26 protein-coding genes are annotated in these 21,510 nt (G+C 45.9%); 10 read left to right on the top strand and 16 right to left on the bottom strand.

Annotated elements, in window-relative coordinates:
- Window positions 1-190 precede the first annotated feature (190 nt).
- Window positions 191-1,777: a glucose-6-phosphate isomerase gene (locus tag LAY57_RS22830; RefSeq protein WP_249069213.1), complete on the top strand. Its 1,587-nt coding sequence runs from the start codon at window positions 191-193 to the stop codon at window positions 1,775-1,777.
- Window positions 1,778-2,137: 360 nt separating this feature from the next.
- Here LAY57_RS22830 and LAY57_RS22825 read toward each other — a convergent pair whose 3' ends face one another.
- The gene (locus LAY57_RS22825) at window positions 2,138-2,806 is read right to left on the bottom strand and encodes a 2OG-Fe dioxygenase family protein (RefSeq protein WP_249069203.1); all 669 of its coding nucleotides are present in this window, start codon (window positions 2,804-2,806) and stop codon (window positions 2,138-2,140) included.
- Between the two features lie 250 nt (window positions 2,807-3,056).
- Window positions 3,057-3,818, bottom strand: a complete 762-nt coding sequence (locus LAY57_RS22820) for an HpcH/HpaI aldolase family protein (RefSeq protein ID WP_249069193.1) — start codon at window positions 3,816-3,818, stop codon at window positions 3,057-3,059.
- 124 nt (window positions 3,819-3,942) lie between these two features.
- Here LAY57_RS22820 and LAY57_RS22815 point away from each other — a divergent pair, with 124 nt between their 5' ends.
- Window positions 3,943-4,578: a response regulator transcription factor gene (locus LAY57_RS22815; RefSeq protein ID WP_249069183.1), complete on the top strand. Its 636-nt coding sequence runs from the start codon at window positions 3,943-3,945 to the stop codon at window positions 4,576-4,578.
- 120 nt (window positions 4,579-4,698) lie between these two features.
- Here the strand turns inward: LAY57_RS22815 and LAY57_RS22810 are convergent, their stop codons facing one another.
- From LAY57_RS22810 to ffh, 10 genes are all read right to left on the bottom strand, one after another.
- Window positions 4,699-5,220, bottom strand: a complete 522-nt coding sequence (locus LAY57_RS22810; RefSeq protein WP_249069182.1) for a low molecular weight protein-tyrosine-phosphatase — start codon at window positions 5,218-5,220, stop codon at window positions 4,699-4,701.
- 102 nt (window positions 5,221-5,322) lie between these two features.
- Complete coding sequence (locus tag LAY57_RS22805; RefSeq protein ID WP_249069180.1) at window positions 5,323-5,979, bottom strand: HAD-IA family hydrolase; 657 nt, start codon at window positions 5,977-5,979, stop codon at window positions 5,323-5,325.
- Window positions 5,979-6,599 (bottom strand): serine O-acetyltransferase, encoded by a 621-nt coding sequence (locus tag LAY57_RS36295; RefSeq protein ID WP_249069178.1) that lies wholly within the window; start codon window positions 6,597-6,599, stop codon window positions 5,979-5,981. The genes LAY57_RS22805 and LAY57_RS36295 overlap by 1 nt, the downstream gene beginning before the upstream one ends.
- 17 nt (window positions 6,600-6,616) lie before the next feature.
- Complete coding sequence (locus tag LAY57_RS22795) at window positions 6,617-7,492, bottom strand: DUF6816 family protein (protein ID WP_249069176.1); 876 nt, start codon at window positions 7,490-7,492, stop codon at window positions 6,617-6,619.
- A complete protein-coding gene (locus LAY57_RS22790; protein WP_249069174.1) occupies window positions 7,493-7,900 on the bottom strand; it encodes a ChuX/HutX family heme-like substrate-binding protein in 408 nt (135 codons plus the stop codon).
- Window positions 7,901-8,105: 205 nt separating this feature from the next.
- Window positions 8,106-9,059, bottom strand: coding sequence for a PhoH family protein (locus tag LAY57_RS22785; RefSeq protein WP_249069173.1), 954 nt, complete (start codon window positions 9,057-9,059; stop codon window positions 8,106-8,108).
- Between the two features lie 177 nt (window positions 9,060-9,236).
- Complete coding sequence (gene rpsU / locus LAY57_RS22780; RefSeq protein ID WP_249069165.1) at window positions 9,237-9,410, bottom strand: 30S ribosomal protein S21; 174 nt, start codon at window positions 9,408-9,410, stop codon at window positions 9,237-9,239.
- 118 nt (window positions 9,411-9,528) lie between these two features.
- Complete coding sequence (locus tag LAY57_RS22775) at window positions 9,529-9,948, bottom strand: KH domain-containing protein (RefSeq protein ID WP_249069156.1); 420 nt, start codon at window positions 9,946-9,948, stop codon at window positions 9,529-9,531.
- Window positions 9,911-10,171 carry a 30S ribosomal protein S16 gene (gene rpsP, locus LAY57_RS22770; RefSeq protein WP_249069148.1) on the bottom strand — a complete coding sequence of 87 codons (261 nt, stop codon included), beginning with the start codon at window positions 10,169-10,171 and terminating at the stop codon, window positions 9,911-9,913. The genes LAY57_RS22775 and rpsP overlap by 38 nt, the downstream gene beginning before the upstream one ends.
- 85 nt (window positions 10,172-10,256) lie before the next feature.
- Window positions 10,257-11,717, bottom strand: coding sequence for a signal recognition particle protein (ffh, locus tag LAY57_RS22765; protein WP_249069146.1), 1,461 nt, complete (start codon window positions 11,715-11,717; stop codon window positions 10,257-10,259).
- A 243-nt stretch (window positions 11,718-11,960) separates the two neighbouring features.
- Here ffh and hpsL point away from each other — a divergent pair, with 243 nt between their 5' ends.
- The 4 genes from hpsL to LAY57_RS22745 all read left to right on the top strand — a co-directional run bounded on the left by hpsL (window position 11,961) and on the right by LAY57_RS22745 (window position 16,203).
- Window positions 11,961-13,607 (top strand): hormogonium polysaccharide biosynthesis protein HpsL, encoded by a 1,647-nt coding sequence (gene hpsL, locus LAY57_RS22760; protein ID WP_249069145.1) that lies wholly within the window; start codon window positions 11,961-11,963, stop codon window positions 13,605-13,607.
- 52 nt (window positions 13,608-13,659) lie between these two features.
- Window positions 13,660-14,640: a hormogonium polysaccharide biosynthesis glycosyltransferase HpsN gene (hpsN, locus tag LAY57_RS22755; RefSeq protein ID WP_249069143.1), complete on the top strand. Its 981-nt coding sequence runs from the start codon at window positions 13,660-13,662 to the stop codon at window positions 14,638-14,640.
- Between the two features lie 75 nt (window positions 14,641-14,715).
- Complete coding sequence (gene hpsP, locus LAY57_RS22750) at window positions 14,716-15,900, top strand: hormogonium polysaccharide biosynthesis glycosyltransferase HpsP (protein ID WP_249069142.1); 1,185 nt, start codon at window positions 14,716-14,718, stop codon at window positions 15,898-15,900.
- Window positions 15,901-15,924: 24 nt separating this feature from the next.
- The gene (locus LAY57_RS22745) at window positions 15,925-16,203 is read left to right on the top strand and encodes a hypothetical protein (RefSeq protein WP_249069141.1); all 279 of its coding nucleotides are present in this window, start codon (window positions 15,925-15,927) and stop codon (window positions 16,201-16,203) included.
- A gap of 56 nt (window positions 16,204-16,259) precedes the next feature.
- On the opposite strand, the gene LAY57_RS22740 is transcribed toward LAY57_RS22745, so the two are convergent.
- From LAY57_RS22740 to glpX, 4 genes are all read right to left on the bottom strand, one after another.
- Window positions 16,260-16,532, bottom strand: a complete 273-nt coding sequence (locus tag LAY57_RS22740; RefSeq protein WP_249069140.1) for a DUF2442 domain-containing protein — start codon at window positions 16,530-16,532, stop codon at window positions 16,260-16,262.
- On the bottom strand, window positions 16,495-16,749 hold the full coding sequence (locus LAY57_RS22735; RefSeq protein ID WP_249069139.1) for a DUF4160 domain-containing protein: 255 nt from the start codon (window positions 16,747-16,749) through the stop codon (window positions 16,495-16,497). The genes LAY57_RS22740 and LAY57_RS22735 overlap by 38 nt, the downstream gene beginning before the upstream one ends.
- A 155-nt stretch (window positions 16,750-16,904) precedes the next feature.
- A complete protein-coding gene (locus LAY57_RS22730) occupies window positions 16,905-18,206 on the bottom strand; it encodes a glutamyl-tRNA reductase (RefSeq protein WP_249069138.1) in 1,302 nt (433 codons plus the stop codon).
- 131 nt (window positions 18,207-18,337) lie between these two features.
- Window positions 18,338-19,375 (bottom strand): class II fructose-bisphosphatase, encoded by a 1,038-nt coding sequence (gene glpX / locus LAY57_RS22725; protein WP_249069137.1) that lies wholly within the window; start codon window positions 19,373-19,375, stop codon window positions 18,338-18,340.
- Window positions 19,376-19,549: 174 nt separating this feature from the next.
- Here glpX and LAY57_RS22720 point away from each other — a divergent pair, with 174 nt between their 5' ends.
- The 4 genes from LAY57_RS22720 (at window position 19,550) to tadA (ending at window position 21,306) form a co-directional block, all read left to right on the top strand.
- Entirely contained in the window at window positions 19,550-19,849 is a 300-nt protein-coding gene (locus LAY57_RS22720; protein WP_249069136.1) for a putative antibiotic biosynthesis monooxygenase, read from the top strand.
- A 32-nt stretch (window positions 19,850-19,881) separates the two neighbouring features.
- Entirely contained in the window at window positions 19,882-20,184 is a 303-nt protein-coding gene (locus tag LAY57_RS22715; RefSeq protein ID WP_249069135.1) for a putative antibiotic biosynthesis monooxygenase, read from the top strand.
- A gap of 264 nt (window positions 20,185-20,448) precedes the next feature.
- Window positions 20,449-20,763 carry a glutaredoxin 3 gene (gene grxC, locus LAY57_RS22710; RefSeq protein WP_249069134.1) on the top strand — a complete coding sequence of 105 codons (315 nt, stop codon included), beginning with the start codon at window positions 20,449-20,451 and terminating at the stop codon, window positions 20,761-20,763.
- 63 nt (window positions 20,764-20,826) lie between these two features.
- Entirely contained in the window at window positions 20,827-21,306 is a 480-nt protein-coding gene (tadA, locus tag LAY57_RS22705; protein WP_249069133.1) for a tRNA adenosine(34) deaminase TadA, read from the top strand.
- Window positions 21,307-21,510 lie beyond the last annotated feature (204 nt).

Genomic DNA, 21,510 nt, shown 5'->3' with positions numbered 1-21,510 from the left:
AGTCAAAAGTCACTCATTCAAAAGTCAAAAGGGGAAGAGTGGGGGAGTGGGGGAGTGGGAGAGTGGGGGAGAATGACTAACGACCGATGACTAATGACCAATTTTCTTTTGAATGAGTGACTTTTGAATGAGTGACTTTTGACTTTCCCTTTACACTGTTATGGAAAAAGATAATAGGATCGTATTTGCTATGGACGCAGCTACACTCTGGCAACGCTACCAAGACTGGCTTTATTACCATCAAGGGCTGGCATTTTACCTAGATGTGAGTCGGATGCGGTTTGACGACGGCTTTGTAGAGGCGTTGCAACCTAAGTTCGATCGGGCTTTTCAGGATATGGCAGCTTTAGAGGCAGGTGCTATAGCCAACCCCGACGAAAACCGCATGGTGGGTCACTACTGGCTGCGAAACCCAGATCTTGCCCCAACGCCAGAAATCAAACAACAAATCGTCGAGACGCTAGAGAAAATCGAAACATTTGTTCGCAAAGTCCACAGTGGGGACATTCATCCACCATCCGTCCCCAAATTTACCGACATTATTTCTATAGGCATCGGCGGTTCGGCACTCGGCCCCGAATTCGTCGCAGAAGCCTTAGCGCCAGACTTCCCACCGCTGCGAATTCACTTCATCAACAACAGCGACCCAGCTGGGATCGATCGCCTCCTCAGCAAGCTAAAAGACCGACTTGGCAGCACTATGGTATTAACAATCTCCAAATCTGGAGGAACGCCAGAACCGCGCAACGGCATGATTGAAGTCAAGAAAGCATATTCTGCCAAGAATTTGGACTTTTCCCAATACGCTGTTGCCATCACGGGTGTTGGCAGTAATTTAGACAAGCAAGCCAAGTCAGAAGGCTGGCTAGCAACCTTTCCGATGGAAGACTGGGTGGGAGGACGCACTTCGGAATTGTCAGCTGTAGGCTTGCTTCCAGCCGCCTTGCAGGGAATCAACATCCGCGCCATGCTTGCCGGTGCTAAAGAAATGGACACCGCCACCCGCGTACCCCACATTAAAAATAACCCAGCCGCCCTACTAGCCCTATCCTGGTACTTTGCGGGTAATGGCAAAGGAGAAAAAGATATGGTGGTGCTGCCTTACAAAGATAGTCTGCTGTTATTTAGCCGTTATCTTCAGCAACTGGTGATGGAATCTCTGGGTAAAGAGAAAGACCTCGATGGCAATATCGTCTACCAAGGTATCGCCGTCTATGGTAATAAAGGTTCAACCGATCAACACGCTTACGTGCAGCAACTGCGCGAAGGCGTCCCAAATTTCTTCCTCACTTTTATTGAAGTTTTAGAGGATCGTCAGGGGCCATCGATAGAAATAGACCCAGGAGTTACATCGGGAGATTATCTATCAGGTTTTTTACAGGGAACCCGCAAAGCTCTTTACGAAAACCATCGCGATTCTATCACCCTAACGATTCCCCAAGTTAATCCCCACACGGTTGGGGCGTTGATTGCGCTTTACGATCGGGCCGTCGGTTTATACGGTTTCTTGATTAACGTCAACGCTTATCATCAACCGGGTGTAGAAGCTGGTAAGAAAGCAGCAGCAGTTATTCTAGATTTACAGAAACGGGTGGTGCAGATACTCAAGGACGAAGGCACTCCTCTTTCTATTGCCCAGTTAGCCCAAAAAGCTGGTGCTAGTGACGAAATAGAGGCAATTTACAAGATTTTGCGTCATATAGCAGCTAACGATCGCGGCGTAGTCCTACAGGGCAATCCAGCATCACCCGCCAGTTTAACTGTTTCTGCAAGTTGATTTTTTGGGTAGCGGGGTAGGGTAATTTCAAATTTTAGATTTGAGATTTTTTCAATCGGAAATTTTAAATCTAAAATTTTAAATTTACCTATCTATAAATTATATCGTGTCCGGTTGCATTGGTTGCCTAAAAAATTCCCACTCTTATCTGTGTTCATCTGTGTTCATCTGTCTTCATCTGTGGTAAAAATATAACCACAGATGACAACAAATAATTTGACGATATCACGATAAATGCTAACGATGCTACCGGACACGATATTATTGGTTTCAAATAGCCAAACCCGCATTTATCCTTAGTGTCAATCCAAAATCTCAAATCGAATAACCCGCAGAATTAGGGCGATTTACTTTGAACTTCTAATCGTGAAGTAAGCTGGGGTGAGTAAGAACAAAAACGTCCCTTGTGCCCTCTCCAGAAGACATCGGTTTAATGGGAGTGGTAAAATGAAAGAAGTTGCGATCGTTTACTAGCAAAAGTTCTCCCGGATTAAGAACTTTATTCAAGACGGGCTTTTCCTTTTTAGCCACATAGAGATGAGTTTCTCCACCTTCAATATTTTCTCTATCAACTGAGAAAATACCTATAAAATTACAACCATCTCTATGTATTCCTTCGGGTGCTGGATTGCCAAAATTGTTCGGCGAACAAGTAGTACGGATTTGATGAACTCCTATTTCAACAGCAGCGTCAAGTTTAGAGTAATTCCTAAATTCCAAGACAAGTTTTTTAAACTCATCTAGTTCTATAAGTGCATCATCTAGTTCGGCAAACTCTCTCCTGATATCCCCAACCAACGGATTGTATTGCTTGCTTTGAAAAAGATAGCCATGCGGGAGTTTAGTTAACTGATTGCCAACGACTTTTAAGCGAGATAACCTTCGGGAACGATACTTACCTTTTATATAAGGATCGAGAGGAAGATCTCTAAAAAACCGCTTAAAACCCTCCAGCTTGATGGAATCGACTTTTTCTAAAGCAAAACTAATAGAATATGGGGATTCCGTCGCTCCCAATAAAGTTTGCATTTTCTTTTACCCTTTATACTTTGATCCCCTTAACCAATTCTTCTTAAGGAGGTGTATAGCCCTAGTATAAAACAAATTTTTGTAAACTGTAGTTAAATAAACTACAAAAATCGCAATCTTATGATAGAGTTTTCCTGAAATAACTTACTCCTTTCCCGCTGAATATCATATCTATAAAGCCGCAGAGGGGCTCCAGGGGAAAAAGAATGATAGATAATCTTCTGGCGTGAAAGGAGTAAGACAGATGAAGCTAATTACGAACTGCTTCTACTAAGGCTTGGCACGATCGCAGGAAAATAGCAACATCTACGCCCAGGGCAACATATTGCACTCCGCTAGCAATCCACTGCTTCGCCACTTCGGGATTGTCGGCAAATGTGCCAGCGGCTTTCCCTGCGTTGCGGATGATGGTAACGCATTTCTGCATGAGTTCAATTACGCGAGGATCTCGCACCTGTCCGGGAATACCTAGCGACTGGGACAAATCGTAAGGGCCGAGAAAGATAACATCAATGTGAGGGACGCTGACAATATCTGCGATGTTTTCCACACCGCGCCTGCCTTCGACGTGAACGACCACTAGAGATTCCTCGTTCAACTTGTCGGTGATTTGCGTCCCTGCGGCTGTGTACAAGCCAGCGCGGGTGTTGAAAGAAAGACCGCGATCGCCAAGGGGGCTGTATTTAGCCCCTAACACAACGGCTTGGGCGTCTTCCTTGGTTTCAATCTGAGGCACTTGGACACCAGCACTGCCGATGTCTAGGGCGCGTTGGATTTGGGGGGCGTCATTCTTGCGGACTCTGACAACGGGTGCTATTCCTACACCATCTGCCGCACGACAGAGGTCTTCGGCAACCAATGTGTGTAATGCACCGTGTTCCATGTCTATAACGGCGAAGTCAAATCCTGCATATCCGCAAATTTCCATAAACGCGGGATAGGGGCAGTTAATAAACGTACCAAGTACGGTTTCGCCCTGTTTTAGTTTTCGTTTGAGTTGGTTTTCACGCATTGGTTAGTGTTAAGCTGTACCCATCTAGGCAATAAAATCTTAATAAAATACCTCTGATGTCAATAACTTTCAGCCTAGACTTGACCTATTCTAGGGGTTAGATAGGCTAGCCATCTTTACTCCCATGCCCTTGATAATCGTGGTTGCAGATGACGACTTGGCAATACGTCTTTTTGTCACAGAATACTTAGAGATGTATGGCTACTCAGCGATCGCAGCTGAGGATGGTCAGGAGGCGCTGGAATTAGTTGAGGCATATCGCCCTCATTTGTTGGTCACCGACATCATGATGCCTCGGATGGACGGCTATGAGTTAGTGCGCCAGGTTCGTCAGCGACCGGAGTTCCGCCAGTTACCCGTGATTTTATTGACGGAGCGAAGGAGTACTGAAGAACGGATTCGCGGCTATGAGTTAGGATGCGATCTCTATCTTCCCAAACCATTTGAAATAAATGAACTAGGGGCAATAATTCGTAATCTCCTCAGTCGAAAGATAGATCAATCTGACTCGAACTTACGAGCCTCGACAACCCGGCTTGACAAAACTAAGACAGTCTTAAAAGAATGCAAGTTGAGCAAGCGAGAACAGGAAGTACTGGATTTGATAACTCACGGTTTCTCAAATGCTGAAATTGGCGATCGCCTCCACTTGAGCGCTAGAACAATTGAAAAGTACGTCAGTAGCCTTCTGAGAAAAACTACTACTAGCAACCGCACAGAACTGGTTCGTTTTGCGATGGAACAACATCTCGTGGAATAGGGGCAAGAAAAGTCAAAAGTCAAAAGTCAAAAGTCAAAAGAAAAAAGGGGTTTGGGGAAGAGGGGAAGAATTGAAGAGATATTTCAATTTGAAATCTAAAATCTAAAATCTAAAATTCCCCTACTCCCCAGTATCCAGTTCTTTTATTCGATCGCCAATAATGTATTGCAGCAGACCTTCGCAGGCATCTAACAACAGATCGATCACCTGATTAAACCCCTCTGGGCCACCATAGTAGGGATCGGGAACCTCTTTAAGGGTGTGACGAGTACAAAAATCGCACATCAATCGTACTTTATCTCGATACTTGCCAGTTGGATCGAGAGAGACAATATTTCGGTAATTTTCCTTATCCATTGCCAGAATTAAGTCAAATTCCTCAAAGTCTGACTTTTGAAACTGGCGTGCTTCACCACGAAGTTTTATGCCTCGAAGTTGAGCTGCTTGGGTCATGCGTCGGTCTGGGGGACTCCCAATATGATAACTGGAAGTACCAGCCGAGTCGCAGATAATGCTAGAGCCTAACGTCTGCGAAGCCGAATCAATGAGTCCGGCTTGCTCAACTAAGTGATTCATGATATTTTCTGCTGAAGGCGATCGGCAGATGTTACCCAGACAGACGAATAGTAACTTGTAAGGCATATAGCTAGGGACTAGGGGCTAGGGGCTAGGGGCTAGGGACTAGGGGCTAGGGTTTGGTGGAATTAAAAACGTCCTAACTGACGAGAGCGGTTGCTATATATCTTACAGGAAAGGTTCGCTTCGCTTCAGCCAAATTGCTCTTAATCCAGCTGCCTTAGCCCCTTGATAATCTTCTTTAAAACTGTCGCCAATATGCCATGCAGCTTCAGCTAAACAGTCATGTTTGTGCAAACCTTTAACAAAAATTTCCGATTCTGGTTTAGCTGCACCCACTTCTGTAGAAATCGTAATTGAGGTGAAAAACTTTGCCAAATGGAGATCTGACAAAACAGAGTAAATCCGAGAATCAAAATTAGAAACTATACCTAATTCAATACCCTGTTTGCGCCAGTATTCCAAAGCAGGAAGAACATCGGGATAGATAAACCAAGGGTTAGCTTTAGCAAAGTAGGCATAAAGTTCGGCAAAAAAACTGGAAAAGTCAGCAAATTGATGAAAAGCGCCAGCCTCTTGGAAAGTTTGAATTGCGATCGCACTCCACCACTCAAATTCTTTATTAGGTATTTCTTGCCGTTCAACTCCTGGAAAAGCCATCCTACTACTTGATTTAAAGCTATTATAGAAAACTCGATCTAACGCTTTAGCTGAAACTTCTATTCCAAATCGAAGCGCTATTTCCCTATAGATTTCCCCTACACTACCCCTAACTCCAAATAAAGTGCCCACTGCATCTAAAAAAATTACCTTTGGTTGCTGCATCAGACTAATTCTTCTTTCACTTTCAAACCATTCTTTTTAACAATGTAAGCTGGAACACCAACTACCACGCAATTATCGGGCACATTTTTAATGACAACTGCATTAGCACCTACAGTAACATTGTTCCCAACAGTTATATTACCAAGCACTTTTGCCCCAGCCGTTATTCTGACATTATCCCCAATTTTAGGCCGACCAGTTTTATCTTTGTAGCCAATTGATACCTGTTGGTTGATCCAGCAGTTTTCACCTATATCTGCCATAATAATTGTGCTAAAGCCGTGCTGAATAAATAGACCAGGGCCGATATTGCTAGACATATCTAAAAAGAGATACGGACATTCTTTATAAAAAATCTTAATTATTCGCATCACCAATCTAGCTGCAAAATTCCCTTTAGCTATTCTGTAATAATATAAGTTTCTAAACTCTTGCTTCTTTGCCGTTAAAGACAACAAATTACTTAAATCGGATGTACTCTTCCATTCAAATATTTCTACCCACCGTTTTACGTCCGCTACGATAACTTCTTTCTCGCTAGACAAATAGAATAATAATAGTTGAGGAGACACTAAAATTAGCTCCCCAATTAAAAAAATATTATTAATAAAATCTTTCACACCTTAACCTCCTTTGATTATGGAAAAAATTCTAAGCGATAGTGATAGAGCGCAACTGGCCTTTCAGCAGCAGCAAAATAATTCGGGTCTTGGGGCGAAAGGTAAACAGCAGTTATTTGATCTGCCTCAATTGCTGCACCAGATGCCTGAAGTTTTCTGTAAGCAGTTGTAGTTTCTACCTGATTCAAATAAAGTTGAGTAGGACTGCGAAATATTTGTTGAGAAACTTCTGTTGAAATGAATTTATCGGGATTAGGAATCTCAGTAGCTCGACTGGTAACAATGGAGACAAGTTGCCGCTCTCCTGGGAGTAAAGTAATCTGACGGTTGGGATTATGCGGATCTGTTTTGACGGATAAGATAGCGCTAGAGCCCAAAACCGCCGTGGCTATATTCAATCCATTGAAAGCTCGATCTGCTACCACCGATCCCTGTAATTTTAGATTTTGGATTTTGCGCGAAGTGGGCGTCTTGGCGGTTCCCGTCACGATGCCCACCTTCGCAAGAGAGGATTTGGGATTGAAAATTGAAAATTTAAAATCATTTTGGTTGACGACTTGAAAACGCACTGGAAAAGTTATGGGTTCATTGAGATACCGTCGATTATTTTCAAACCCAGGCGTCACAATATCTGGTGCCAAAGGTGCAACCAAATCCACAAGAGTACTTGTAACATTCCAAGTTCCGGCAATCCAATCTGGATAGATTAAATCTTCAGCTGGAGCCACTTTCTGAGTTGGCGGTTTACTATTCCACTGGGGAAATTGAGCCAATCTTTCCGCCAGTACGCCTGCCTTTGCCTCACCGCTCCAGAAGATGAACACAAAAATCAGAGAAAAACTCCAAATCCCTCTTAAAACTCTTCTTCGTGTCTTCGTGGTTAAAAAATCCAATTAAATAACCTCCACAGGCACAGGTTCCCAAACTTCCCCGTATTTCTCTTGTAGTTGCTGCCAAGTTTCCACCTGTCCCGGCTCGTATTCACCTGGCTTGCCCCACTGGAGAAATGCGCTTAAGGCTGGCTCTTGTTTTTCATCCAAAAAGCGAATGGCATAGGTGGTAAAGTTGCCTCGTTTTGATTCACCAGTTTCAAATTTCACCTTTTTAATGGCGTCCATATTGAGATGAAACTCGAAAATGTCGGCGTGCATATTGGCGTATTTGCCTTTGGGTAATTCAGCGTAGAATAGCTTGCTTAGAGATCCGCGTACTTCTAAGACAGCGGCGCTGCTGGTCACAATTAAACGTAGTGTTCCCAATGTTTGGCAAGCTTCTAGAAATTCTTTCAAATTAGCAGTCATATCAAAATTGGTAATTGGTAATTTCAGATTTTAAATTTTAGATGGCAAATTTAATTTTTAAATTTGCCGTTTGCCATTATAGCAACCGCCAAGGCCGTTAGGACGTTTTTAATTCCTGAAACCCCTAGCCCCTAGCCCCTAGCCCCTAGCCCCTAGCCCCTAGCCCCTAGCCCCTAGCCCCTAGCCCCTAGCCCCTAGCTATTAGCTATTGTTCGTATTGCTCGTAAGCTGCGACAATTCTTTGGACGAGGGGATGGCGGACGACATCAGCCTGGGAGAAATGGCAAAAGGCGATGCCTTCGACGTGCTGGAGGATTTTTTGGGCTACGGCTAAGCCAGATGGTTGGTTTGAGGGCAAATCGGTTTGGGTGATGTCTCCGGTTACTACCATACGAGAACGGAAACCAAGGCGCGTCAGAACCATTTTCATCTGAGCTGGTGTGGTGTTCTGGGCTTCATCCAGAATTACAAAAGCTTTGTTGAGGGTGCGACCCCGCATATAGCCTAAAGGAGCTACTTCTATTACGGTTCGTTCCATCAAGTTGGCAATTTTTTCAGGGTCGATGAGTTCGTATAAAGCGTCGTAGAGGGGGCGAAGAAATGGGTCAATTTTCTGCTGCAAGTCTCCAGGCAGAAAGCCCAGTTTTTCGCCCGCTTCTACTGCTGGTCGGGTGAGGATGATTCGTTCGTACTGATTTGCCAATAGGGCTTGAACGGCTAGAACTGCTGCGAGGAAGGTTTTGCCGGTACCGGCTGGCCCGACGCAAAAGGTGAGGTCGTGGGTACGCACGGCTTGGACGTACTGCTGCTGCCGGAAGGTTTTGGCACGGATTTCATCGCCACGGCGGGTGCGGGCGAGAATGTCTCGCTGTAAGTCTTGCAGCTCGTCGCTACGCTGGGTATCGAGGGCTTGACGAGCTGTGAGGATATCGACGCTAGTGATGCTTTTGCCGTGTTTCCAAAAGTCTTCGAGCGATCGCACCAGTCTCCCACACAGGTCAACTTGATTCGCCGTTCCCGAAATCAGTAATTCTTGCCCGCGCAGCACTAGCTTCGCGCCTGTTTGCTGCGCCAGGGTTTTGAGATTTTCCTCTCGATCTCCGCTCAGGGCGATCGCGCTTTCTTGACTCGGCAGTTCAATCGTTGTGCCGTCTACCATTCCCTACAAGTATTCCCCAGCAGATTGAGTGGGTATTGATATTTTACCTACTTTTAGTAGTAGGTATTTTTGGCTCTTTCGGAGTTCTTATGCTTTTGTTCAAAAAAATAACATTTTTATTCCTCTGCTCCTCTGATCGAGAACTCAAATAGCATAGTAAATACGGAAGACCCCTGTCTAGTAACGGTGCTTGCGGGATGCTTCCGCTTTGCGCTTCCGACGAAGGCTAGGCTTTTCGTAACGTTCGCGACGCTTGACTTCGTACAAAATCCCAGCTTTTTGAATCTTTTTTTTGAAACGTCTCAAAGCAGAATCGATCGACTCATTTTCACCCAAACGGACTTCTGACATTTGCTTTTATTCACCTGCCTTTTAAAACTTGGATAAAAGTGTTGACGCCAATCAACGTTTTTTGATTAAGGCCGTGGCGTCAACCTGTAAGTTTTACAGCTCGTCACTAATTTACACCCTAGCGGGAGCGGAGTCTAGGAGACGACTTAGGCGCAACTGAGGAGGGAGGTGGAAGTGTTCGCGTTCCGGTTCGACTAGGCGGTGGCCCAGTTTCTTGTTCCAGGAATACGCCGCCGTATATATCAAGATAGACGGATTGCCCAGATGCGATCGCAGCTGCTGCTATAGCCGTCCGGATCGCTTTAATGTTACGTCCGCCTCGACCGAAGACTCGCCCTTTATCCTCTCCTTCTAAAGCGACGCGAATCCAAACCCGTGGACTACTAGCAGATATTTCGCAGTCTACTTTCAAAGACTCCTGAGATTCTAAGAAAGGCTGCACCAAAAACTTTACCAGCCCACCATAGTCTGGAATAGCTACTTGGGGTTGGATTTGGCCGTTACTGGGTAACTGAGGCACTAACCTGCTCGAAGACATTGGCTTTTTTGAGGATGTTGCGAACGGTGTCAGTAGGTTGGGCTCCATCTTGGAGTCGTTTGAGGATCGCGGGAACATCTAGCCGTGTTTCATCGGTTCTGGGGTTGTAAAAACCGAGTTCTTCCAAAGGACGACCATCGCGGCGAGAGGTACTTGGCATAGCTACAATCCGGTAGCTGGCCTCCCGCTTTTTACCGTATCGTTTTAAGCGCAGTTTGATCATGCCGAAAAATAACGTTCGCAATTTTGACTAAACAATTATTGTAGCCTGATGTTGAGCATAGAGCTTTCGCGATCGCACACCTTAGCTACAGCTGACCGAAACCTTTCTTCTTTTTCTCCTTTTTCGGTTTCTTCTTACCAGTCTGTTCGTTATAGCCCCGCCAACCCGGAGCCGACGGACGATTCCCACCGCCGCCGAAGGGAGACATCCCCCCACCCATTCCACCCATACCCGCCATGCCAGGTAAACCGCCTTGTCCCATCTGCTGCATCAGACTTCGCATTTTTTGGAAATCGGTCACCAACTTGCTGACTTCCGACTCCCCATAACCAGAACCCCGACCAATCCGCCGCCGCCGACTGGGAGTAGACGCCAACAACTCTGGGTTGCGACGTTCTTCCACAGTCATAGAATTAATCATCGCCTCAGTCTGCTTGAGCTTTACTTCTGCCTCTTGCAACTGCCGATCGGAAATTTTGGGCATTCCGGGAAGCATCTTCAGCAAACCGCCAAATGAACCCATATTCTTCATCAAGCGCATCTGCTTGAGGAAATCCGTAAAATCAAACTTGGCCGACAGGATTTTCTCCTGCATCTTCTCGGCGTCAGTAAAGTCGATTTGTTCCTGCGCCTTTTCCACCAGCGTCAGGACATCGCCCATACCCAGAATTCGCGATGCCATTCGGTCTGGGTAGAACGGTTGCAGGGCTTCAACCTTCTCGCCAGTACCGATAAACTTAATTGGCTGACCGGAAATTCGCCGCACCGATAGGGCTGCACCGCCGCGAGTATCCCCATCCAGCTTAGTCAGAATCGCCCCTGTGATGCCGATGCGATCGTGGAATGTGCGGGTAAGATTCGCCGCCTCCTGACCCGTCATGGCGTCCACCACCAGCAGGGTTTCGTGGGGTTTCACCGTTTGCGCGATCCGGGCCAACTCCGCCATCATATCCTGGTCAATTTGGAGGCGACCAGCCGTATCGATAATCACCGTATCGACGCCTTCTGCCTTTGCTCGTTCCACACCCTGACGGGCAATCTCCACCGGGTTCGTATCAGTTCCCAGTTCAAACACCGGCACGTCAATTTGCTTACCCAGAGTTACCAACTGGTCAATTGCTGCCGGTCGGTAAACGTCAGTCGCTACCAGCATCGCCGTCCGGTTCTCTTTACGCAGATGCAAAGCCAACTTAGCAGCAGCAGTGGTTTTACCCGTCCCCTGCAACCCGGCCATCAGGATAATCGTGGGAGAAGTGTCAGCATGAGCTAGGGGAACGTTGGTTTCCCCCATCACGGCCAACAGTTCGTCGTAAACAATTTTGATAAACTGTTGATCGGGCCGCACGCCTGTAATTACCTCGGCACCTTGGGCCTTGGTTTCGACTTCGGCAATAAAATCTTTTATGACTTGGAGATTTACATCCGCTTGCAGAAGGGCGCGACGGACTTCCCCCAGGGCCTCTTGAATATTGGCATGGGAAATGCGATCCTGCCCCCGCAGCTTTTTCCAAGCCCCTTCTAAGCGTTCAGATAGTGCGTCAAACATAAATCAGTTTTTGTTCGGATATATATATAACTTACCAGTTGGCGATCGGGCATGAGACATTGGGCATTCTGAGATGGGGAAAATATTTTTCTCTCGCTCGCTCTATCTCGTTTTTCCCCGTTTGGCGACCCTACAGAGGCTGACTGCTACCTTTGGGGCTTCACTGGTCGAGTAGCGTCGTGAATGTTATAACAGAGTGCTATGGCATTTTTCTATCCTGGGGCAGTTGCTCAAAGTTAAATCATGCCCAAAAAGAAATCAAAGTCCAAATCCAAAAAGCAAGGTACTGCTAAGTCAACCTTAAGCCTGAAGGAGCAGTTAGCAGAAAAAAGAAAAGCTGCCAAAGAGCGGAAGGAATTGATTAGCTTTTCTACCTCCGCTGTCTTTGGTGCTGCTTTTATTGGCATGATGGCCTTTCCTTTGAGTGGGCCGAAAGGAGCTATGGGAACGATCGCAGGTATAATTTGCCTCGCTTTTTCCTTCAAATACCCCCGACAAGCTCTTTGGGCGTTCCTCATCTATATGCCATTTAGCGGAACCATTATCTACAGCTTGGGCAATAGTCCAGTGCTACAGTTGGCAAAAGATGGTTTCTTCATTCCCGGACTCATTACCATTATCCAAGAGTGTCAGCGAAAGCGACTACCTATAATTATCCCTAAAGATCTAAAGCCCTGGCTGATGATTCTGCTGGCTTGTTGTCTGATGACTTTATTTTTTGTCAACGGGTCGCAGCAGATGACTGCTAAGCCGCCCGAAAAACCATTTGCAATGGGGATTTTGGGCTTAAAAGTGCTAATGGGATATATTCCCTTAATCACTTGCGCGTATTACCTCATCCGCAATAAAAAAGATTTTCTCTTGATGACGCGCTTGCACGTATTTCTGGCACTCATTTGCTTTGGCCTTTGCTTTGTGCAGTATATGTTTCTAGTCACAGGTCGATGTGCTGGCACCCAGTTTTTGGAAGGAGCGGATTTATTTAAAGCTTCCTTAGAAGCGCGGTGTCTGGTCGGTGGCTCTCTACTCTATAGTCCCTCACAGGGGGTAATCCGCTTGCCGGGAACTTTTGTAGCACCCTGGCAGTGGGGCTGGTTCATTATCGCGAATGCGTATTTCACCTTTGCAACTGCTTTCAGCGACCCCTCGGCTCGCTGGCGAACTGTTGGCTTGCTGGGAATGGCTGCGGATTTCGTGATAGCCGTTATTTCCGGTCAGAGAATTGCTCTGCTCCTTGCACCACTTTCAATGGTGATTCTGCTGGTATTAACCGGCCAAATTTTTAACCTCAAACGCTTCTTGCCGATCGCCATTGGGTTAGGGGTTGTATTGGGAATTGCCGCAACGCTCTATCCTGAAGTTGTTCAAGAACGGATAGATAGTTTCCTTGGTCGTTGGGAGGCTTCACCGGCTGACGATTTTATCGTTTATCAATTTGAGTTTACTTGGAAGAACCTTAAGGGCTCGATGATCGGTTTAGGATTGGGCCGAGCAACAAACTCTGCCCGCGTCTTTGGCTATACTGCCCTGATAGAAACTTGGTTTCCCAAGGTGATGCACGAGATTGGCCCAGTTGGACTAATCGCGTTTTTGGCTTTGGTTACGTCTCTGACAGTATTTACTTTCAAAGCTTACCGCTCTCTCCAAGATCCGAGTTTGCGAAGCTTTGGAGCTTGTTTTTGGGTTTTTATTTTGTTTATTAGCTACCAAACTTACTATTATCCTTTGGATGTCGATCCAGTTGCTGTTTACTATTGGTTTTTTGCTGGGGTTCTTTTAAAATTGCCAGAACTGGATAAGCAGGAAAAAATAAATGCCGAACTGGAAAACCAGCTTTCAAAGAAGAATAAGAAGAATAAGCGTTTAGCTAATAGCGTGGCAACGGAATAGCTGCATAAAACCTTTATTGTCGACAACTCAAACCTAAAAGTAACAACTAATTATGAACTATCCTTTGATTTCAGTGATTGTCCCTACTTACGAACGAGAGCAGGCTTTACGAGATACGCTTTTCGATCTGGTGCAGCAAGATTATCCGAATTTTGAAGTTTTGGTTGTAGATCAAACCAAGACGCATCAGTTGGAAACGCAGGCTTATTTAGAAGAATTGGAAAAAGCTGCTCAAATTCGTTTGTTCCGGGTTGATTGGGCTAGTTTACCGGGTGCGCGTAATTATGGTGTACGACGCTCGAAGGGGGAAATTATTCTATTTATTGATGATGATGTTCAGTTACCATCAGGATTTTTAGCTGCTCATGTCCGCAATTATTTAGAACGTCCAGATGTGGGATCTGTAGCAGGTCGTGTTTTGGATCGCATGAAGCTTGCTGAGTCTGAGGAGGGGTTGACGATCGATTATTTACCTCCAGAAGCGATGGAGCCCGGAATTGGATTATATTATCTTAATTTAGTTCATACTGTAAAACCGCAACAGGTGATCACGGCAAGGGGTTGTAATATGTCGTTTTGTCGAGAGATATTTGATAAGTATGGGTTGTGGTTTGATGAACGATTTCGCGGTAGTGCGGTGCGGGAAGAATCGGATTTTTGTCTGCGGATACGACAAACTGGTTATAAGATTTGGTACGATCCGGAGGCTTATTTGGTTCATTTGGGGGAAGAGACAGGTGGATGTCATGATATAAGTACGCGATCGCTCGAATATCAAATTACGTTTTATCACAATCATTTCCTCATGGGCTTCAAAAACCTGACTCCCAAGCAAATGTTGAAATTTTCATCTAGCTTGTTTCAAGATCAAGTTTTGGCAAGTCTAGCCTCGCGCAAAAGCAAGTCTTTACCCAAAGTGATAGGACGTATGGGATCTTATAGCCTGGGATTTATCAGTGCGATCGGCAGTATAGCTCAATCTGGCTGGAACGATGGTCAAGTTTATACCCGATTGGAAGCGGAAAATGGCTAATAACTATTTGTTTGTTGTCGATCGCAATTAGCCATTAACTATCAACAAGGACAAGATTTAAAATATGTAATTTATATGAAAATTCTCCAGATTATCCCTTCAATTTCCCTAGTCTACGGTGGCCCCAGCCAGATGGTATTGGGTCTTTCTGCTGCCCTAGCCCGATCGGGTGTAGAAGTAACAATTCTTACTACAGATTCTAACGGAGATGCAGGACAAGCGCCGTTAGATGTACCTCTGGATCGCCCAGTTGAGAAGGATGGTTACCAGATCCGCTATTTCCGCTGTTCTCCGTTTCGCAGGTATAAATTTTCACTTAATTTGCTGAGATGGCTGGGTAAACACGCGGCCGAGTTTGACTTGGCGCATATTCACGCGCTGTTTTCGCCAATATCATCATTGTCTGCTTTTGTGGCCCGATCGCACCATCTCCCCTACATCCTACGTCCTCTTGGCACTCTCGATCCCGCCGATCTGCAAAAGAAAAGATTGTTGAAGCTTCTTTACGCAGCATTGCTAGAAAAGCCTAATATAGCAGGTGCAGCGGCTATTCACTTCACCAGTACCCAGGAAGCCAAAATTTCGGCACGATTTGGGGTATCGACACGAGATTTGGTGATTCCGCTGGGTGTAGTAACGAATGTAACAGATAAGTTATATGCGATCGACACAGATAAACCATCTGTTGACATTCCCCAAATACTTTTCATGTCTCGGATTGACCCAAAAAAGGGACTAAATTTGTTAATTCCCGCCTTGGAAAATTTGTTGGCTGAAGGTATAAAATTTCAGTTTATTTTAGCTGGTGGGAATCCGCAAGACCCGGATTATGAAGGGAAAATTAAAGCACAAATTGAAGCTTCGCCAATAAATTTGCATACAACAATTACTGGATTTGTGACAGGCGATCGCAAAGCATCATTACTACAAAATGCGGATTTATTCGTGCTGCCTTCTTACTACGAAAATTTCGGCATTGCGGTGGCGGAAGCTATGGTAGCAGGAATACCTGTAGTTATTTCCGAAGGAGTCTATATTTGGGAAGATGTCCAAAAAGCACAAGCAGGTTGGGTTTGTTCTTTAAGTGTTGAATCCCTTACTGAAATGTTGCGGTTAGCGTTAAGAGATAAAGCTGAACGTCAGCGGCGAGGTTTAAAGGCAAAAGAGTGTGCTTTGAAAGAGTATAGTTGGAGTGCGATCGCGCAACAAACCATTCAAGCATATCAAACAATTATATCATCTACTCTTATTGTAAAATAGAACACAGCCAAGACAAATCAAGTCATGTCAAAACTTACTCTCCAAGTGCGAACAAGAGACAACTTGCTTGAACTGCTTGCTAGTGGTGAATCACAAGCTTGGGTTGTTGCTGAAGACAAATTCCAAAAGATCACTCATGTCCAGATAGTCAACTGGGAGGGTTCTCAGATGATTGAAGGTGTGTTCGATAGAAATGCTAGTTCTCGTAGAGAAGATGGCAGACTGGTTGTGAAATTTCTAGATGGTCGCATTGTCAATTCCAACGTCAAATTCGAGGTACAAAATCCTGTCCACTACATCTAGAACCATCGACATCCACCGATCTACTTTGAAAGCTATTTGAGGCTAGTAACTCAACTTCAACTACCCATAACTGATACTCTGGGAGCAGGCGCACCGCGTAACATTCCTTCTGTGCTGAGATCCTCGTCTATCTCCTCCCAGTGAATACCGTAACCTCCACCACAGACTTCCCACTGCGATCGTTGTTCCGGTGTAGCGTTAAGCAATCTCGGATACCAGACTAGAGGCACGGTAATCGTTCGACCGTCCATTAAATCGACACTGATTGTTTCTTCTGTAAAGCGAACATCCTTAACTCTCTCGTCTGCTCGAATCGCCAAAATACCCATACCATGCCTCCACAAGCCTTATTTGATTCTCTTGTACCATTAACTGCAATTTCCGAAGTTCTTTAGCGCTAAAACCAATATTATTTGCTAAGCTGACTGGTTCTAGCCAAAATTTAGCTGATGAGTCATCGCGGTCAATATGTATATGCGGTGGCTCGTTTGGTTCATGACTGTAAAAGTAAAATCGATAAGCACCTATTCTTAAAACTGTCGGCATTCTTCAATATTAAACGAAAGCTATCCCGTATGACCGATTGCTTACTGGTGAATGTCATTAGTCATTAGTCATTTTGTTCATTTTTTATGGTTCATCGTTAATCGCAATGACCAATGACCAATGACTAATGACCAGTGACTAATGACCAGTGACTATTAGCTATATTGCTCTTTCGATTGAGTTTCTGGATTTAGGTTGAACAGCGTTTGCAGAGTCTGCATTGCTTTGCGTCTCGCTTCAATATCCTGCTGCGCTCGCAGTTGTACCATCGGATCGTGCAGAATTTTATTGACAATCCCCCGCGTGAGGGCTTCAATAACTTCTTGATGTTTTTCCGCAAATTCAGTACCGAGACGAGACAAAGCTTTTTCCAACTCTTGGGCGCGGATAGTTTCCATTTTATCCCGCAGGCAGCTGATGGTAGAAACGGTTTCCAAACTGCGCCACCACAGATCGAAAGCTTCTACCTCTTCGTCCAAAAGCACCTCAGCTTCCTTCGCCATCTGTCGCCGACTTTCCTGATTCTGCGCCACTACAGCTTTCAAATCATCGACATTGAAAGCTTGAACATTAGCCAAATCGTTCGCATCGGCATCCACGTTGCGCGGAACGGAAATATCAAATAACATCAAAGACCGATTTGGTGACAAAACGGGTTCCAGTTTTGCCCGATTAAGTAGCGGTTCGGTGGCAGAAGTACTGGTAAAAACTATATCCGATGCTGCGATTACCTGCATCATTTCGGAAAGCGGGTAAAGTTGCAGCTGCACTTCATTAACGAACTTATTTGCCAATTCCTCAGATCGTTGCATAGAGCGATTCAAAATCGCTATTTCAGTTGCGCCTTTGGAGATGAGATGTTGCACCAGCAGCCGAGACATTTTGCCAGCACCCAGAATCCCTATTCGACAAGCTGCTAAATTTGGCACTTTCATTTGCGCCAACTCCACAGCAGCGGAGCTGATGGAGACTGCACCAGTACCAATGCTAGTTTCGGTGCGGACTCGCTTACCAGCAGTGAGGGCTTGATTGAGGAGTCGGTTAAGGATGCGTCCGACGCCTTTGTATTGCTGACATATTTTGTGAGTATGTTTAACCTGAGCCAAAATTTGCCCTTCGCCAAGCACCAGGCTATCTAACCCGGCGGCAACCCGCATCATGTGCATGACGGCATCTTCGTGGAGCAACATAAATAGGTGCTTACGCAGGTCAATCGGCGGTAATTTGCTGTAGTCGGAGAGGAACTGGCGTACTTCTGAAATTCCCTGTTCGGTTTCGCTGGTAACGATGTAAATTTCCAGACGGTTGCAGGTGCTGAGAATAGCAACTTCTTCAATATTGGGGTAACTGCAAAGTTGCGCGATCGCACTTTCCGTCTGCGCTTCTGGAATGCTCAGTTTTTCACGAATTTCAACAGGTGCTGTTTTGTGGCTAAGCCCTACTACTGCAATATTCATTTGCTAATTGTTAATTGCTAATTGCTAATTGCTAATTTGGCATTGGAATCAGTTTGGGCATTGGGGTCAGTTTGGCCATAGTTTTTCTGAACTTGGCCATGCCCAATGCCCCATGCCTTGTTACCTAATGACTACCTCAATTGCAGACTCTTTGGTTCGTCAAACAGGTGGATCGTGTCAACAAAGCGAGCCGTCTTGGACTGAGTAGAAATGACCAAGCTATGAGTCCGGGCTCCTCCGTGGAAGAAGCGGACGCCTTCCATCAGAGTTCCAGGAGTGATACCGCTGGCTGCAAATAACACCGTATTGCCAGAAGCCAGTTCCTCTGCCTCGTAAATCTTGTCGGGGTCGTTGATACCCATTTCTTTGAGACGAGCGAGGTTGCCTTCTTTGCTTTCACCGATCAAGCCCGTTTTCACCACCTCTGGATCGTAAATCAATTGACCTTGGAAGTGTCCTCCCAAACAGCGCATGGCGGCGGCTGAGATGACGCCTTCTGGTGCTGCACCAATACCCATCAGGGCGTGAATGTTCGTACCGGAAAAGGCACAGGAGATGGCGGCAGAAACGTCTCCGTCGCTGATTAGGCGCACTCTTGCCCCAGCTTGGCGAATTTCCTGAATCAGTTCTTTGTGACGGGGACGATCCATTACCACCACTACCAATTCCTCAATAGAGCGGCTCAAGCACTCGGCAAGAACCTTGAGGTTGTGGGTGGCGGACTTGTTAATATCAACGTGGCCTCGCGCTGCTGGGGGAGCAGCTAGCTTCTTCATATAGAAGTCGGGCGCAGCAAACAAACCGCCTTTTTCGGAAATTGCTAACACTGCCATCGAACCATTTTGACCGTAAGCAACTAGGTTAGTGCCTTCGCAAGGGTCAACAGCAATGTCAATTTCTACCAGTTCGTCTGGGTTGCAAAAGGCTTTGGCATCCTCACGGGTACAGATACCAACTTCTTCACCGATAAAGAGCATGGGGGCTTCATCGCGTTCGCCTTCGCCGATCACGATGCGACCTCTCATGTGAATATTGTTCATCCGCTCCCGCATGGCTTCTACCGCCACGCGGTCAGCCTCGTTTTTATCGCCTTTACCCATCAAACGGGAAGATGCGATCGCTGCTTGCTCAACTACCTCTATAATCTCTAAACTGAGTGTATTTTCCACGGGGTGCGTCCTTCCAAACTGCTTGATTTTGCTAGGTTTCGTCTGGCTCTAACAGTTTTCAAGTCTATCAGAGTAGGGATCGCTGTGCAGAGGTGTCGGGGTTCAAGCCGTGTTAAGTTTTGCTGCTGGTCTTGCAAAAAGGGAAAAAGAAGCCTGCGGTCTAACGGTACTCCGTTGACCGTCTGGTTTGTTCACCCATCAATCAAATTACCCGGAACGTTAAATTCTATGTTGGAAGAACCGTTGGCGAGCAATACCAGTGAAGAAAACTATCCAGTCACCGCTGTGATCTCTCATGTAGTGAGACCGGGGCGCGAGCAAGGTTACGAAGCATGGTTTCATGGCATCGCCGCAGATGCACGAACATTCAAGGGACATCTGGGTGTCAGCACTATTCGACCCCACCATCACGCCCATCCTGAGTACGTGGTCATTCTCAAGTTCGATTGCTATGACATCTCAAGACCTGGCTAGAATCTGATGTTCGGCGAGAGTGGATTGAGCGATTGCAGCCCTTAATTGAAAAGCCAGAAGATATTCAAACCCTGACCGGATTGGAAACCTGGTTTACACTCCCCAATCGGTCGATGAAGGCTCCACCCCCTCGCTACAAAATGGCGTTAGTTACATGGTTGGGAGTGTTTTTTACGATTTCTATTCTCAATAGTTTGCTGGTACCGCTACTATCCGGCCTTCCTGCGTTGCTCAAATCTTTGATTATCACAGGTCTCACTGTTATCCTGCTCACCTACTCGATCATGCCGCGCTTAACACAATTATTTCGCAAATGGCTATATCCCATTTCATAAAATGATATGAATTTGTTACAATTGCTGCGGCGAGGAGGGCAGCCGTTGCCCCATTAAAGGTTCTGCGTTTATAAAGAGCGCGAGCGGGCAAATGGATATTTGTTCAGTTTAGCTTAAACGGTGCTGTTAAACTTTGAAAGCTTGCAAGCTGCAATTGAAGGGAAGAAATACGATCGCGACTTCGGTACACTAGCTCGTCAAGAAAGCCAGCGATCCCTAGCCCCTAGTCCCTAGCTATACTACACCATCATCAAGGAAACCAAAATGCTCAACTTCCTCAACCCCATCCTGGGCCGCCATCCAGAGCAAATCAAAGCCAACGTAGAGATTTACACTTGGCAAACCTGTCCTTTCTGTATCCGCGCCAAAATGCTGCTCTGGTGGAAAGGCGTTAACTACACCGAATACAAAATCGACGGCGATGAAGCAGCTAGAAACAAAATGGCCGATCGGGCCAACGGACGCCGTTCAGTTCCCCAAATTTTTATCAATAATCAGCACATCGGTGGATGCGACGATATCTATCAGCTGGATACACAAGGCAACTTAGACTCCTTGCTAACTCAACCAGCTGTGTGAAGCTTGCCTTGCGGACGAGAGTTTGTGAGCCATCTGACTTCAGTCTGACGGCAATATTTACCGATGACAATTGATGACCCAGCCTATCTAATTCACCGAAAATGGATGGGTAGAGCCATAGAACTGGCACAAACTGCCGGTGACGCCGGAGAAGTGCCTGTAGGAGCCGTCATCGTTGACAGTCAGGGTAACTTAATAGCAGAAGGAGAAAACCGCAAAGAGCGGGAGTTTGACCCCACAGCCCACGCCGAGATTCTCGCTATCCGGGCAGCTGGCAAAGCCCTGCAAGACTGGCACCTCGATCGATGCACCCTCTACGTTACCCTAGAGCCATGCCCCATGTGTGCGGGTGCGATCGTCCAAGCTAGGCTGGGTCTGTTAGTTTATGGAGCAGACGATCCCAAAACTGGCACAATTCGTACAGTTGCCAATATTCCCGATAGCGCTGGCTCCAATCACCGCTTATCCGTACTCGGTGGTATCTTAGAATCTGCCTGTCGCCACCAGCTGCAATCCTGGTTTGCACAAAAAAGGCAAAAGTGAAAAGACAAAAAGCCTTTGTTTTAGTTTTTACCTTCCACAGATTTTGCCTGGGAACAGCAACCGATGAAAGTCAGTTAGGACGTTCTTAATTTCTGAAACCCTAGCCCCTAGTCCCTAGCTATATTTTTCCGACTAATGACACCCGTAGAACTGTCCCTTTAATAGAAGACAACTCACCACAGAAAATTTACGGTGGAATTGAAG

This window comes from Argonema antarcticum A004/B2 (genome assembly GCF_023333585.1).
Taxonomy (GTDB): domain Bacteria; phylum Cyanobacteriota; class Cyanobacteriia; order Cyanobacteriales; family Aerosakkonemataceae; genus Argonema; species Argonema antarcticum.
Note: the sequence above shows the minus strand (reverse complement) of the source record. Positions and strands in the feature narration are given on the sequence as shown.

Bases quoted from the DNA above. Each gene is read 5' to 3' on its own strand.
- LAY57_RS22830 (WP_249069213.1), top strand. From the start codon at position 191: ATGGACGCAGCTACACTCTGGCAACGCTACCAAGACTGGCTTTATTAC.
- LAY57_RS22825 (WP_249069203.1), bottom strand. From the start codon at position 2,806: ATGCAAACTTTATTGGGAGCGACGGAATCCCCATATTCTATTAGTTTT.
- LAY57_RS22820 (WP_249069193.1), bottom strand. From the start codon at position 3,818: ATGCGTGAAAACCAACTCAAACGAAAACTAAAACAGGGCGAAACCGTA.
- LAY57_RS22815 (WP_249069183.1), top strand. From the start codon at position 3,943: ATGCCCTTGATAATCGTGGTTGCAGATGACGACTTGGCAATACGTCTT.
- LAY57_RS22810 (WP_249069182.1), bottom strand. From the start codon at position 5,220: ATGCCTTACAAGTTACTATTCGTCTGTCTGGGTAACATCTGCCGATCG.
- LAY57_RS22805 (WP_249069180.1), bottom strand. From the start codon at position 5,979: ATGCAGCAACCAAAGGTAATTTTTTTAGATGCAGTGGGCACTTTATTT.
- LAY57_RS22790 (WP_249069174.1), bottom strand. From the start codon at position 7,900: ATGACTGCTAATTTGAAAGAATTTCTAGAAGCTTGCCAAACATTGGGA.
- LAY57_RS22785 (WP_249069173.1), bottom strand. From the start codon at position 9,059: ATGGTAGACGGCACAACGATTGAACTGCCGAGTCAAGAAAGCGCGATC.
- rpsU (WP_249069165.1), bottom strand. From the start codon at position 9,410: ATGTCAGAAGTCCGTTTGGGTGAAAATGAGTCGATCGATTCTGCTTTG.
- LAY57_RS22775 (WP_249069156.1), bottom strand. From the start codon at position 9,948: ATGTCTTCGAGCAGGTTAGTGCCTCAGTTACCCAGTAACGGCCAAATC.
- rpsP (WP_249069148.1), bottom strand. From the start codon at position 10,171: ATGATCAAACTGCGCTTAAAACGATACGGTAAAAAGCGGGAGGCCAGC.
- ffh (WP_249069146.1), bottom strand. From the start codon at position 11,717: ATGTTTGACGCACTATCTGAACGCTTAGAAGGGGCTTGGAAAAAGCTG.
- hpsL (WP_249069145.1), top strand. From the start codon at position 11,961: ATGCCCAAAAAGAAATCAAAGTCCAAATCCAAAAAGCAAGGTACTGCT.
- hpsN (WP_249069143.1), top strand. From the start codon at position 13,660: ATGAACTATCCTTTGATTTCAGTGATTGTCCCTACTTACGAACGAGAG.
- hpsP (WP_249069142.1), top strand. From the start codon at position 14,716: ATGAAAATTCTCCAGATTATCCCTTCAATTTCCCTAGTCTACGGTGGC.
- LAY57_RS22745 (WP_249069141.1), top strand. From the start codon at position 15,925: ATGTCAAAACTTACTCTCCAAGTGCGAACAAGAGACAACTTGCTTGAA.
- LAY57_RS22740 (WP_249069140.1), bottom strand. From the start codon at position 16,532: ATGGGTATTTTGGCGATTCGAGCAGACGAGAGAGTTAAGGATGTTCGC.
- LAY57_RS22735 (WP_249069139.1), bottom strand. From the start codon at position 16,749: ATGCCGACAGTTTTAAGAATAGGTGCTTATCGATTTTACTTTTACAGT.
- LAY57_RS22730 (WP_249069138.1), bottom strand. From the start codon at position 18,206: ATGAATATTGCAGTAGTAGGGCTTAGCCACAAAACAGCACCTGTTGAA.
- grxC (WP_249069134.1), top strand. From the start codon at position 20,449: ATGCTCAACTTCCTCAACCCCATCCTGGGCCGCCATCCAGAGCAAATC.
- tadA (WP_249069133.1), top strand. From the start codon at position 20,827: ATGACAATTGATGACCCAGCCTATCTAATTCACCGAAAATGGATGGGT.